We start from the raw sequence: 13,739 nt of genomic DNA, 5'->3' as shown, positions 1-13,739 counted from the left end.
CCCCACCTACTCACAAGAGCGAAAACAGCCCAGCAAACTCCGCCTAAGCGGAGCTTTCTGAGCTGTTCGTTGGAGGAGTTGCTCTGTTCATCAGTTCAATTGTTCTCGGTGCATCCGTTCATCCTAAGCCTGCTCCAGCGCATATTTCCTCATCGTCTGCTGCTTGAAGTCATCCCACGCCGGTGTGGACAGGCGAGCTTGCTGCATTAGAGGTTCAAAGGCCTGATAGAGCGCTGCAATCTCGCTGAATGAGCCATCGATCAGCTTCATGAAGGGCAGCTTTTGTAACAATCTCAACCCTTGGGCGAGCAGTGCCGGGTGCTTCTTCGCCCCGTTAACCAGGGTGGCGGGGTTAACGGGTAAGCCCAGCGCGGAGAGCACGCGGAACCCTTCATCCATTAGGGCAACTGCCTGTTTCCAGCGGGCAGAGTCTTTGCTTGCTTTTGCCAGATCAAAATCATAGAGATAAATGACTGACATCACCGGAATAATTGAAACCGCATGACTGAGGAGCCAGGCGTTAATATCCTGCGAATAATCCAGCTTATACTTCGTCTGCCGGAAGGCCTCCGCAAGCTCCGTCTTGAACGGAATCTCCCCCTCCAGACTGCCCAGCACCATCCTGCCGCCACCGCTTACAACGATAACACGCCCATCTTCCTCGCGGGTCCCCCCGTTTATCTGGAAGCCAAACGCAATATTCTGCGGAATCCGGCTGTTCTCCTGGAAGAAATGCTGCATCCCGCGGGTATCCCCGTTATTGCCTACAAGCACAATATTCTTACTACCGTTGTCCGCCAGCGCCGGCAGCACGGCCGGGAAGTCATTGTATTTCATCACTACGAAGATCAGATCATAGACATCGTCCCTCCGCAGTTCGGATATAACCTTCACCTGATCCACAGTCGTTTTACGCTGAAAATAATGCCGAAGGACCAGTCCGTCCTTCTGCAATTGGCCCGCCCGCTTCGTTCTGGCCAGTAGGGTGACCTCATTCCCGCCCCGTACCAGCACATGTGCCAAATAACTGCCTATTACCCCTGCACCGATCACTAATATTCGCATTTCGAATCCCCTCTCCGCTTCAAACAGTTGTATTTAAATGAACATCTGTTCATTATGTTAGCGGCGGGGACTCAATCACGCAATTGCCAATGGTGCCGGGGATGTCAATTACTGAACAAACCCGTGTAAATTGTACATTACCGTACCGCTCCTACGACGCTAAGCCGCCTCATTCCATCATCTGCGTATGAAGGGCCACGATCAGCATATCCATATGCCGGGCATGCCGCAGCAGATATTGAACAAAGCTCACTCTGAACAAGCTGCGCAGGAAGGGTCTGCGGGACTGCCCGATGATTACCTGCGTAGTCTGCATATCATTCATCCGCTTCAGCAGATGCTTGTAGAGATGCTTGCGGCTTCCCGCCTCCGTAATATCCATAACCCCGCCCAGCCGTTCGGTCAAAGCCTTCAGCGTATCCAGCCGTTTCTGCTCCTCCGCTGTCTTCATGCGGGCACAGTGTACGTAGTGTACATGCCACTCCGCCTTCAGGCGGTGTGCAATGCGGAAGCCGCGGCGGACCAGCCGTTCAGCCTGCGGCCCTGTGTCTACACAGACGAAGATGACCTCCCGTCTGCTCCAAGGTCCACGCAAGGCAGGCTCCCGTTCCCAGGCCTCCAGCCGCTCATCCACATCATCGGCAATCTCGCGCAGGGCCAGCTCACGCAGGGCGATTAGATTGCCTATTTTGAAAAAAGACTCCAGCGCCTGATTGACCTTCTCCCGCGCATAGATCTTCCCTTCCCGCATCCGCTGCTGCAGCATCTGCGGAGTGACATCAATCAGCTCCACCTCACTCGCCATCCGCAGGATGGCATCCGGCACCGTCTCGCGCACACGCACACCGGTTAATTGCTCCACCGCATCGTTCAGGCTCTCCAGATGCTGCACATTAACCGTTGTAATCACTGAGATTCCGTTCTCCAGCAGCTGGATGACATCCTCATATCGCTTCCGGGTCACGCTTCCGGGAACATTGGTGTGGGCCAGCTCATCCACCAGCACCACCTCGGGACGGCGGGCGATAATGGCCGCTGTGTCCATCTCTGTAAGCTCAGTGGACTGGTAGGCAATCCGCGCTCTTGGAATCATCGTTAACTTGCCTACCTGCTTGCCGGTTTCCTCTCTCCCATGGGTCTCCAGCAGTCCGATGACCACATCGATGCCCCTGCCCAGCAGCAGATTGCCTTCCTGGAGCATCTTGTAGGTTTTGCCCACGCCGGGGGCTGCACCGATATACACCTTGAAGGTACCCCGGCGGATGTCCTCGATCCGCCGCTCCAGCTCCCGGCCGGTCAGCCGGTGGAACGGTTCTGCCGCCATCTTCACGGCGGGACGGATCGGCAGCACCCGTTCTCCTTCCTGCTCGGCACGGTCAGCCATCAGGAACACATCGATATTCCGCGTCCGCCGCAGGACACGGCTGGCTATGGAGCCCTGCCACTTCTCCTGCCAGCGGCTTTTCTGCGAATGCCCCATCACAATTCGGGTGACATTGTTCTGAATGGCATAGCGCACAAGCATGGTGGGCAGCATCCGCAGACGCAGCAGCTCCAGCTCCTCGAACCGGGCCTGAATCCGTTCAGTCAGCTTGCGGATGGAGCGCTTGAATACCTGCTGATCCTTGGTCAGCGGGCGGCCGCGCAGGAGGAAGGTAACGATAAGCAGGTCTCCGTTCAGCCGTTTGGCAATCTGCTGTCCTCTTCTAATATAGAGGGAACCATTCCAGTGATACTGCGCGGATACCAGGATACGCTCTGTCGCGCCGGATGGGCCGATCAGTCCCTCGGCCTCGCGGTGCTTTTCCAGGGAATCATTGACCCCTTCCGCCATCAGCCGCAGCGACACCTCACGGAGTACGCCAAGATTGCCCCTGAGGGATAGAGCCGGATGCGCGCCCTCTCCAAGCACTCCCTCCTCCAGCCGCTTGAGAATAGTCTCCGGGGACACATCGATCAGCCGTACCTCATCGGCGAGTTCCAGTGTATTGAGCGGCACGGTGCACTCCGCACGGATGCCGGTCATTTCATAGATTTGCTCCCCCACACCGGCCAGCTCATAGACATTAATAGTAGTGATTACGCTGATTCCGTGATCCATCAGATAACGGATGTCTGCAAGCCTGGTCGGGAAGCGGGCCTCCGCACGGTTGCGGTGGGCCAGACCATCGACCAGCAGCACCTCGGGGTTGCGCTCCACCAGAGCATCAAGCGGGAGGTCCTTCTCCTCCTTGCCGTCCTTCAGCCAGTGAATACTGGGCACACGCTCCAGATCGCCAAGCTGCTGAACCGTCTCCGCCCGGCCCATCGTCGAGACCGCACTGATCACCACATCGATCCCCTGCTGCTTCAGCAGCTTGCCTTCCTCCAGCATATGATAGGTTTTGCCGGAGCCGCTGACCGAGCCGATGATGATCTTCAGCCGTCCCCGCTGGAGCCGGTAGATAGAATATAGAATCTCCTCAGGAGACTTGCGTTTATAGGGTGGCACCGGCTCACCTTCTTTAAATAGTCTCTGCACATCCTCCATATATGCTATAATTTTCTTCTTAATGCTGTACCCACCATAGGAGGAAAATTATGCGCAATGTGAAAAAGTGGCTTTTTGTTCTTTGTTTACTGGTGTCGCTGGCCCCGGCTTCATTTGCAGAGGGAACAAGTCCCTCTCCGGAAGCAGCCGCCAAAGAAGTGGAGTTTCCGTTAGCCTTTGACCGGGCAACAGGCGATGGAATTAACACCATCGCAGCGGATGGACAAGGTACCATCATCGCCGTGTCCAACTCGTCCTACCTGAATGTCACACACAACAACGGGAACAAATGGGTCTCCCGAAAACTGCCTTCCAGTGACATGTACAACGTTTTTTATGCCAAGGGACGTTTCTTCTTATCTGTCATTCATGTGAATTCATACAATTCCGCGATTGGCAACTACACGTCTGCGAATGGCGACAAATGGACTCCCTTCACCCTGGAATCAAGCAACGGGAAAGCGACAACCATCGGCAATGTTCAGTTTTTAAATGGGCAATATGTGCTGATCGGCAGCCAAGCGGATGATATCAGTCCCATATATATGTCCTCTAATGGAGTGAATTGGAAGGAAGCCGGCCTGTTGCCCGTCGAAGTGCACTACTTGACCTGGAACGGCAACATATACTCTGCCTACTGTGGGGAGTATGAGTTCTTATCAAGACAGGCCATGACGTTGTCCCGCAACCAGTTCCTGACGGATGCCAGTGACAATCGCTATGCGGAGCTTGTTCTGTATACGTCGACCAATTTGACAAGCTGGACCCAGCAATCGGGAACAGTCAAAAAGGACCTCAACTACAAGTTTAGTGTGAATGACGTTCCCCAAACGAGCTACAATTTCAAGTTGGAAGAAGGGTATACGCCGGATGGCGTAATCACCTTGTTTGATGAGAGAAATACCTATACCTCCAAGAACGGAATTCTGTTTGCCATTCAGAAGGCTCCCTCCGCTATCGTGAATCCGTTTGGCCGAAGCCCGATCTATAAGAAGGGCAGCAAATACTATACCTTTGTTAAGTACTGGTACAGCCCCGGTGTGATTCGCATCAAAGCTGGAATTTCGTCAGACCGGGTAAAATGGACGATGACGGACCTTGGCTTAACCGTACCTAATAACATGAATGTCATTCAGGCGGGCCAATGGTTTATCGGCATTGGCTATCAGGGCGGAATTTCCCTTTCGGAGAACGGCTTGACCTGGAAAAAAATCCGCTAGCACATTTCCCCAAAAAGAATGTGGGAAGCCCGGCAGTGTCCTCGTGATGCTCCGGGCTTGTTTGCATCTAAATATTCCTCTCTCCCAAAATAACACTTACTGCTAAAGGCTAAGGAACTGCAACATAGCTCACATATGAGGGACAGTCCGCTCCTGCTTATTTCGCCACCTCCGTCAGCGCCAGATTCAGCTTCAGCACATTCACCCGTTTCTCTCCGAAAAGTCCCAGGTCGCGCCCTTCGGTATGCTCCTTCACCAGCGCTTCAAGGGTAGCTGCCGGAATGCCGGTCAGCTTGCTGATCCGGGGAACCTGCACGAGCGCCGCAGCCGGTGAAATATGCGGATCAAGACCCGAGCCGGAATTCGTAATCAAATCCACAGGGAGCTGACTTACAGGGACGCCGGGATTATCCAGCTTCCACTGGGCAATGGAGTCCTTGGTGCGTTGTAGCATATCAGGATTCGATGGACCATAGTTATTCGAGCCCGAAGCTTCGGCCTTGTACCCGATGCTCGATACACGGCTCTGGAACAGAGCCTGGTTCGTGAAGCTCTGCCCGATCAGCGCAGAACCGACCACCTTCCCGGACGCATCCTTCAGCAGGCTGCCGTTCGCCTGGGCAGGCAGCAGCACCTGGGCAAGCGCGGTGGAAGCCAGCGGATAGATCATTCCGCAGAGAATAATGAATACAATGCTTAACCTTACTGTAGTGAAGAAAAAAGCAGCTTTTGAAGCGGAGACCTGCTCTCCGTCTGTCTCGTGAATAGATTGTGCCATGATGAATACGCCCTCCTTGTATAGTCAATCGTCTGCCGCACCTTCTAGATCCATATACTGACGAGCATATCAATCAGCTTGATCCCGGCGAAGGGAACGGCGACTCCGCCCAGACCATAGATGACAATGTTGCGCGTCAGCAGTCTGGAGGAGCTCATCGGCTTATAGGAGACCCCGCGCATAGCGAGCGGAATCAGCAGCGGGATGATGATCGCGTTGAAGATCAGCGCCGAGATAATCGCCGAGCTTGGGGAACTCAGCCCCATAATGTTCAGAGCTTCCATCTCAGGAATAGCGAGCGTGAACATCGCCGGAATGATTGCAAAATACTTGGCAATATCGTTAGCGATGCTGAACGTGGTCAGCGCCCCGCGTGTCATTAGGAGCTGTTTCCCGATGGCTACAACCTCGATGATCTTGGACGGATCAGAATCCAGATCGACCATATTGGCCGCTTCCTTGGCAGCGGTTGTACCGCTGTTCATCGCCAGCCCCACATCGGCCTGGGCCAGAGCGGGAGCGTCATTCGTTCCATCTCCTGTCATGGCGACCAGCTTGCCCTCGCTTTGCTCCCGGCGGATCACCGCAATCTTATCCTCCGGAGTACTCTCGGCTATAAAATCATCGACCCCGGCTTCACGGGCAATCGTAGCGGCGGTCAGCGGATTGTCCCCTGTGCACATAATCGTCTTGATCCCCATGCTGCGCAGCTCGTCGAAGCGCTCCTTCATCCCGGGCTTCACCGTATCCTTCAGATAGATCAGCCCATAGATCCGGTTGTCTACGGCAACCGCGAGCGGAGTGCCGCCCAGCCGTGCAATGGCATCCGAGTGGGTATCCAGATCGGACGGCACGCTGCCGCCCCGGGACAGCACCCACTTCTTCACGGAATCGACCGCTCCCTTACGCACTGAGCGCCCGTCCTGCAGATCCATCCCGCTCATCCGGCTCTCTGCCTTGAAGGTAATGAACTCCCCGCCGTCCGCGAGGCTGCTGTCATATTGGAGTTCCAGCTTCTTCGCCAGCTCCAGGACCGAGCGCCCTTCCGGCGTCTCATCCTTCAGCGAGCTGACCGCCGCCCAGGCGGCAAGCTCGGCTACAGTTGCTTCGCCTACCGCAACGAACTCACTGGCCATCCGGTTCCCGAAGGTAATCGTCCCCGTCTTATCCAGAATCATCGTGTTGATATCCCCGGCGGCTTCCACCGCCTTCCCGGACATTGCCAGGACGTTGAACTGCGTCACCCGGTCCATGCCCGCAATCCCGATGGCCGACAGCAGCCCGCCGATGGTGGTCGGAATCAGGCAGACGAGCAGTGCGATCATGACCGGAATCTCCAGCTTCACCCCGATATAATCCGCGATGGGACGCAGGGTGACGACGACAATCAGGAAAATAATCGTGAGGCTGATCAGCAGCGTGTTCAGGGCAATCTCATTCGGTGTCTTCTGGCGCTTCGCCCCTTCGACCAGCGAGATCATCCGGTCCAGGAACGATTCCCCCGGATCACTCGTGATCCGCACCTTGATCTGGTCGCTGACTACGCGGGTACCGCCGGTCACGGAGCCGAAGTCACCCCCGGCTTCCTTAATGACCGGTGCCGACTCCCCGGTGATAGCCGATTCGTCCACAGAAGCCAGCCCCTCGGTCACTTCCCCGTCTCCAGGAATCAGTTCGCCCTGGCTGACGACTACAATATCGCCTTTGCGCAGCTCAGAGGCCGGTACTTGCTTGACCCCTGATCCCGCCAGCTTATTAGCGGTGATGTCCTGCTTGGTTTTTTTGAGCGAATCGGCTTGCGCCTTGCCCCGGCCCTCCGCCAGCGCTTCCGCGAAGTTAGCAAACAGCACGGTAAACAGCAGGATGAAGAACACGGTGATATTGAAGCCTACCGCATGCTCCGCATGGAAATAAACGGGTGCCAGCACCATGAGCAAGACGATAACCGTCCCCACCTCCACGACGAACATGACCGGATTCTTCATTAGTGTCACCGGGTTCAGCTTCACCAGACTATCCTTGGCAGCACTTAGCAGGATGGGACCCGTCAGCAGCTTCTTTCTGTGTACAGTACTCATTCTCTTCTCTCCCTCTCCCTACCGTAAAGTCAAATATTCTGCAACCGGACCGAGGACAATCACCGGCAGGAAGGTCAGCGCGCCGATAATCAGCACCGTACCAATCAGGATGCCAGTGAACAGGCCGTTATCTGTGCGGAAGGTCCCAATGGTCTCCGGCACCGGCTTCTTGCGCAGCAGGGAACCGGCAACCGCCAGCATGGCGATCATCGAGACGTACCGGCCCAGCAGCATGACAACCCCGGTGGTGATATTCCAGAAGGAGGTATTATCCGCCAGCCCTTCGAAGCCTGAGCCGTTATTGGCCGCAGCCGATACGTATTCATACAGCACCTGGGTCATTCCGTGGAAGCCGGGGTTACTGATACTGCCTTTACTGAGTTCTGTCAGAAAAGCAGCCGCTGTCGGCATCAGTATAATCAGCGGATGAATCAGAATCGCGATGGCGATCAGCTTCATCTCCCGCGCTTCAATCTTGCGGCCCAGGAACTCCGGCGTCCGGCCCACCATCAGCCCGCAGAGGAACACGCCGAGGATCGCATACATGAGCATATTGATCAGCCCGACACCTTTGCCGCCGAACACGTTATTCAGCATCATGAGGGTCAGCGGGGTAATACTGCCGAGCGGCGTCAGCGTATCGTGCATATTGTTCACACTGCCGGTAGTGGCCGCCGTTGTAACGGTGGTGAACAGCGCCGACTGAGCGATGCCGAACCGGACCTCTTTTCCCTCCATACTGCCCTGTGAAGCGTCTATGCCCATGGCGTTAACCGCCGGGTTGCCCGCACTTTCCGCAGCGTAATTTACTCCAAGCAATACCACGAACAGCGTCATCATCGCGCCAAAAATCATCCAGCCCTGCCGCTTGTTCCCGGCAAACTTCCCGTACATATACGGCAGGGATGCGGGCAGCAGCCACATGGAGAGGATCTCCAGCACATTGCTCAGCGGACCCGGATTCTCAAATGGATGCGCAGAGTTGGCTCCGAAAAAGCCCCCGCCGTTCGTGCCAATGTGCTTAATGGACTCCAGGGAGGCCACCGGACCGATGGCAATCTGTTGAGTTTGCCCTTCCAGCGTGGTCACATCAAGTGTAGGCTTCAGCGTCTGCGGCACATGCAGCGCTACAAGCGCCATTGTTACAAGCAGTGCCAGCGGAATGAAGATACGGATATGCGCCTTGACAAAGTCCTCGAAGAAGTTCCCCACCGACTGGCGGCCTGTAATCCCTCTGACAAAAGCAACCGCAACCGAGAAGCCGCTGGCAGCCGACGTGAACATCAGCATCGTCATGACCGCCATCTGAGAGAAGTAGGATACGCCCGTCTCCCCGCTGTAATGCTGCAGATTCGTATTCGTGATGAAGCTGATCACTGTGTTGAAGGTCAGCGTCTCTTCCATATTGCCAATCCCGCCCGGATTGAGCGGAAGCCCCTTTTGCAGCCGCAGAAAGAGATAACTAAATACCACCAGTACAAGGTTCGTTACGATGAAGCTGAGCGCATATTTCTTCCAGGACATCCCGCCACGCCGCTTCAGCCCGATCAGACGGTAAATCCCTTTCTCCGCTGCGCCGAACACCCGGTCTGTCCGGTTCGGTTCATTTGAGAATACATGATATAGATAAGTGCCCACCGGCTTCACCAGCAGTACTAGTATTAAGATGACGACTACAATCTGCACAATCCCCACGGATGGCCCTCCTTAGTAGTTAGAATTTCTCGGGATGAATCAAAGCATAGCCCAAATATAGAAACAGCAGCACAGTAGCCGTGAGGACAACCGCCATTACTCCGTCCCCCCCTGCTCATCGGTCACACGGCTGCACCATTGTACAAACGCATAGAACACGGTGAATATTGCTGCCAGCATTGCCGTCATATACACATCCATCATCGTTTTTGCCACTCCTCACCTTAGGGTAATCTCTCTCTTGTAACTTCCGGTCTAGCGTATCATTTCTCCCATTAGTTCAGGGTAAGGGTTTCCTCAGGCGCATTAAGATTGTATTAAGATCGGACTAAGCCTTCTTTTGTGAACGGTAAATCTCTTCACCCAGCACCCTGTTGACCGCCCCGATAAAAGCAACATAACCCCCGTCCGCCTCCATCCGGTGCGGGAGCGCCCAGGCAAGGATCACTTCCGTTTCCTGACGATCGAACTCGAAGCTTACCACAAGCAGCTCACTGACCTCACGGGCCGGAGCCCCGCAGGCAAACTGGTATGCCGCAGCGTACACCCCGCTATTCTCATAGGTGCACTCTTGCAGCAGACAGATCCGGTCATAATGCCGCTTGATCAGCACCAGCAGCGCCGTCAGCATGCTCACCCATCCGATATTTCTCACCCACACATCCATCTCCAAGCCTTCTCTCCAGTAGGTTAACTTCAGAATTCAGCGTACCACTCCGGCCATTAGTTCAGGATTAGGGTTTACTTCAGCAGATTAAGATTACGTTAAAATACCGCCGGCACGCTGCTCCAGCCGCTCTTGCAGCATCCCCCGGAACGGCAAAAAAACCATGCCTGCTCAGGCATGGTTAGGAACACTATGAAACGCACTATGAAACGCGCTATGCGGCTTCCGTAAGCCGGTTCAAATCACTCTGCTATCATCTCCCGCTTGCAGCATCCGGTAGCCCACACCGATATGGGTCTGGATCACCTTAGGCTGGGAAGGGCTGCGCTCAATCTTCTTGCGGAGCGTAGCCATGAACACACGAAGCGCCGGAATATCGTAGGTAGGACTGCCCCAGATTTCATGCAGGATATAATTATGGGTCAGGACCTTGCCGACATTCTTCGCCAGCAGACACAGCAGCTTATACTCAATCGGCGTCAGGTGGATCTCGTCACCCTCCAGCCAGACACAGCCCGCCGCATAGTCAATCCGCAAATTTCCGTTCGCAAAAAAGGCCGAATCCTTCATCAGCTTCTCGCTGTCCCCACGGATTCGCCGCAGACTGACCCGCAGCCGGGCGAGCAGCTCCTCCACGCTGAAGGGCTTGGTCAGATAATCATCGGCTCCGGCGTCCAGCGCTTCGATCTTGTCGCGGTCCTCGCTGCGGGCACTGACCACGATGATCGGAAGGTTCGACCACGCCCGGATTTTCCGGATAATATCCACACCGTCCATATCGGGCAGACCAAGGTCCAGGATCATCAGATCCGGCTGACTGGATACCGCCTCCAGGATGGATGCCTCCCCCGTCTCTGCGGTATGGTATTTATAGCCCTGCGTCTCCAGAGTTGTGGTAATCAGCTTGCGGATCGGCTTGTCATCTTCGACGACCAGAATCATGGGTTTATTCATGGACATTCACCTCCTCTGCCAGCAGGGTGAAGCGGAAGACCGTTCCCTGCGGTGCATAATCTTGTACTTCAATATGCCCGCCATGGGCATGAATAATTGATTTGCAGAGCGCAAGGCCCAGACCCAGACCGCGCCTGCCATCTCCCCGCACATTGTCCGCCGTATAGAACATTTCGAACACCTTGGCCTTCGCTTCCGGGGATATTCCCGGCCCGTCGTCAGCGACCTCGACCACAACCAGCCCATTCTCCTGTCTGGCGGATAGGGTAATATGTGAACCCGCCCCGCTGTACTTAATCGCATTATCCACCAGGTTGATGATCACCTGAATGATCAGCCGTGAATCCATCCTGGCCATTAGCAGCTCCTCTTCGAGCACCACCCGGATTACATGATCCTCCTTGTTGCGGTTCACATGCAGCAGCGCTTCCGCGATCACTTCCTCCAGCAGCTCCGCCTGAAAATTCAAATGAAGCGCCCCATTGTCAATCCGGGTGATCGACAGCAGATTCTCCACCAGATTGATCAGCCAGATCGAATCGTCATAGATATCGCTGTACAGCTCCTGCTTCTGCTCCTCGCTCAGCACCGCCGAGTTGCCGATCAGGATGCCCGCGTTACCGGATATACTCGTAAGCGGCGTGCGCAAATCATGCGAGATGCCGCGCAGCAGATTGGCGCGCAGCTGCTCCTGCCGGATTTGCAGGGAGCTTTCCTTTTGCAGCTCGTTCAGCTTGTCTTTCTCCAGCGCGAGGGCGCATTCGCCTAGCATGGCAATCATCAGACTCGACTCGAATACCTCCAGCGGCTCTTCCTGCTGCATCACAATTCCCGCCACCGCAAACACTGTATCGCCGCTTCGCACCGCATGGTACAGGCATTGGGCGGCAGAGAAGGTATCGGTAGATGCTCCGGCCCGTTTATTGTTCTGCAGCACCCATTCCGCTACCTCACGCTCTGTTTCCAGCATATCCTTTTGGCCGTTCGCCGCGCTCCCATCCTTGCTGTACACGAGCGGCTCCGAGAGCCCATCCCCTGTAACCTCGTAGATGATGATGCTACGGTCCAGCAGCTTGAGCATTTGCAGCGCGGTCTCGCTCAGGATGGCGGGCGTGTCTTTGGCTTGCTGGAGCTTACGGCTGGTCTCCAGAAGCACCTCGGTTCGGTACGCTTTTTGCGCTGATTCCCTGGCCTGCTCCTTCACCCGCAGTGTCAACGTACTGGTGATGAACGAGGCGGCCAGCATCACGAGGAAGGTCACCGGATACCCGGAATCATAGGCCTGAAGCGAGAAATAAGGCTCGGTGAAAAAATAGTTAAAGACCAGCACGCTCAAAATCGATGTCACCGCGCTGTACAACCGTCCTTTTGTAACCATCGCATCGAGCAAAACACCCAGAATATAGACTGTAATAATGTTCGCTTCACTGAAGCCGAGAACCTTGAACCATAACCCGATGATCGTGCAGACCAGCAGAATCCCCAGGGTCTTGCCCGTATCAGCCAGGGTGAGAAGCGGAGGTCTGGCATATTGCGGGATTTTGGATTGCAAGGCAGACTCTTGATCCGGGATGATATAGATGTCGATATTCGGGGCAGCAGCCGTCAGTTTGTCTACGAAATTGGACCCGACTGACCAGCGGCTGCGATTCTGCGACCGGCCCAGGATAATTTTGGAGACCCGGCTGGTTTTGGCATATTCGGCGATCTGTCCCGGCACATCTTCTCCGTACACAGTGGCAACCTGTGCATCAAGCTGTTCGGCCAGCCGCAGATTCTCCCGCAGCTCCGACTTGTTCCTTGCCGTTAACTCTTTCGTTCGAGAGGTCTCCACGTAGAGAGCAGTGAATTCCCCCTGCAGAGCTTCGGCCATTCTCGCCGCTGTGCGGATGACCTTCTTATTGGATATTGCCGACGACAGACAGACCAGGATATGTTCTCTGCTGTACAAGCTGGCTTCGACTGCCCGTTCCCCCAGTCTGCCCTCATAACGTTTGAATTGATCCGCCCTGTACCTTAAAGCCATTTCCCGCAAAGCACTCAGCTTCTGCGATGTGTACAGTTCACCAGCCTCCTGCCGGAGCGGTTCCGTGGAAAAGATTCGCCCCTCATGCAGACGCTCCAGCCAAACGTCCGGACTGATATCAATGAACTCGACCTGGTCCGCACGATCGAACACACTGTCGGGAATATGCGCGGGTTCAGCCATTCCGGTCATGGATGCTACCACATCGGTCATACTTTCCAGTTGCTCTATACTAACCGTAGTGTAGACATCTATTCCCGCGCGCAGCAGCTCCTCCACATCCTGATACCGCCGCTTGTGGCGCACTCCCGGAGCATTGATGTGGGCTAGTTCATCCAGCAGAATCAGGTCCGGCCTCCTGCAGATCGCCTGGTCCAGGTCGAATTCCCGCAGGGTGGTCCCGTTTACAGGAATGTCCAGCGGCGGCAGCAGCTCGAGACCGTTAATAAGCTCCGCTGTATCTGCTCTGTCATGGGCTGCAATGTAGCCCGCCAGCACCTGCAGGCCGTTCTTCTGTTCCGCATGGGCAGCCTCCAGCATCGCCCGGGTCTTCCCTGCTCCCGGTACATAGCTGAAGAATATCCTCAGCCTTCCGCGCCGCTTCTTCGCTGTATTTTCCCCTATCATCTGAAGGTTTCCTTCCCGCTAAGCCCATCTTTAGACCAGCCATTATACACTGTAGCGTTAGTATAGCATGTGCATAATGAGCATAGTATTATGGATTCG

At 55.3% G+C, this 13,739-nt stretch carries 10 protein-coding genes; 1 reads left to right on the top strand and 9 read right to left on the bottom strand.

Annotation, left to right across the window (positions count from 1 at the left end; genetic code table 11):
• Positions 1 to 123: 123 nt before the first annotated feature.
• Together MKX63_RS27820 and MKX63_RS27815 are read right to left on the bottom strand one after the other, a co-directional pair.
• Positions 124 to 1,065 (bottom strand): ketopantoate reductase family protein, encoded by a 942-nt coding sequence (locus tag MKX63_RS27820; protein WP_341021764.1) that lies wholly within the window; start codon positions 1,063 to 1,065, stop codon positions 124 to 126.
• A gap of 169 nt (positions 1,066 to 1,234) precedes the next feature.
• Positions 1,235 to 3,556, bottom strand: a complete 2,322-nt coding sequence (locus tag MKX63_RS27815) for a universal stress protein (protein ID WP_341021763.1) — start codon at positions 3,554 to 3,556, stop codon at positions 1,235 to 1,237.
• Between the two features lie 89 nt (positions 3,557 to 3,645).
• Here MKX63_RS27815 and MKX63_RS27810 point away from each other — a divergent pair, with 89 nt between their 5' ends.
• Positions 3,646 to 4,815, top strand: a complete 1,170-nt coding sequence (locus tag MKX63_RS27810) for a hypothetical protein (RefSeq protein WP_341021761.1) — start codon at positions 3,646 to 3,648, stop codon at positions 4,813 to 4,815.
• Positions 4,816 to 4,972: 157 nt separating this feature from the next.
• On the opposite strand, the gene kdpC is transcribed toward MKX63_RS27810, so the two are convergent.
• From kdpC to MKX63_RS27780, 7 genes are all read right to left on the bottom strand, one after another.
• Positions 4,973 to 5,593, bottom strand: coding sequence for a potassium-transporting ATPase subunit KdpC (gene kdpC / locus MKX63_RS27805; protein WP_341021759.1), 621 nt, complete (start codon positions 5,591 to 5,593; stop codon positions 4,973 to 4,975).
• A gap of 44 nt (positions 5,594 to 5,637) precedes the next feature.
• The gene (gene kdpB / locus MKX63_RS27800) at positions 5,638 to 7,671 is read right to left on the bottom strand and encodes a potassium-transporting ATPase subunit KdpB (protein WP_341021757.1); all 2,034 of its coding nucleotides are present in this window, start codon (positions 7,669 to 7,671) and stop codon (positions 5,638 to 5,640) included.
• Between the two features lie 18 nt (positions 7,672 to 7,689).
• Complete coding sequence (gene kdpA / locus MKX63_RS27795; RefSeq protein ID WP_341021756.1) at positions 7,690 to 9,366, bottom strand: potassium-transporting ATPase subunit KdpA; 1,677 nt, start codon at positions 9,364 to 9,366, stop codon at positions 7,690 to 7,692.
• Positions 9,367 to 9,385: 19 nt separating this feature from the next.
• Positions 9,386 to 9,463 (bottom strand): potassium-transporting ATPase subunit F, encoded by a 78-nt coding sequence (locus tag MKX63_RS32615; protein ID WP_445323565.1) that lies wholly within the window; start codon positions 9,461 to 9,463, stop codon positions 9,386 to 9,388.
• Positions 9,464 to 9,694: 231 nt separating this feature from the next.
• Complete coding sequence (locus tag MKX63_RS27790) at positions 9,695 to 10,021, bottom strand: hypothetical protein (RefSeq protein WP_341021754.1); 327 nt, start codon at positions 10,019 to 10,021, stop codon at positions 9,695 to 9,697.
• Positions 10,022 to 10,270: 249 nt separating this feature from the next.
• Complete coding sequence (locus MKX63_RS27785; RefSeq protein ID WP_341021752.1) at positions 10,271 to 10,987, bottom strand: response regulator transcription factor; 717 nt, start codon at positions 10,985 to 10,987, stop codon at positions 10,271 to 10,273.
• The gene (locus tag MKX63_RS27780; RefSeq protein ID WP_341021750.1) at positions 10,980 to 13,640 is read right to left on the bottom strand and encodes a sensor histidine kinase KdpD; all 2,661 of its coding nucleotides are present in this window, start codon (positions 13,638 to 13,640) and stop codon (positions 10,980 to 10,982) included. Before MKX63_RS27780 ends, MKX63_RS27785 begins: the two co-directional genes overlap by 8 nt.
• Positions 13,641 to 13,739 lie beyond the last annotated feature (99 nt).

The organism is Paenibacillus sp. FSL R7-0179 (genome assembly GCF_038002265.1).
Lineage (GTDB): Bacteria > Bacillota > Bacilli > Paenibacillales > Paenibacillaceae > Paenibacillus_AQ.
The sequence above is the reverse complement of the archived record's forward strand: the minus strand, read 5'-3'. Positions and strand labels throughout refer to the sequence as shown.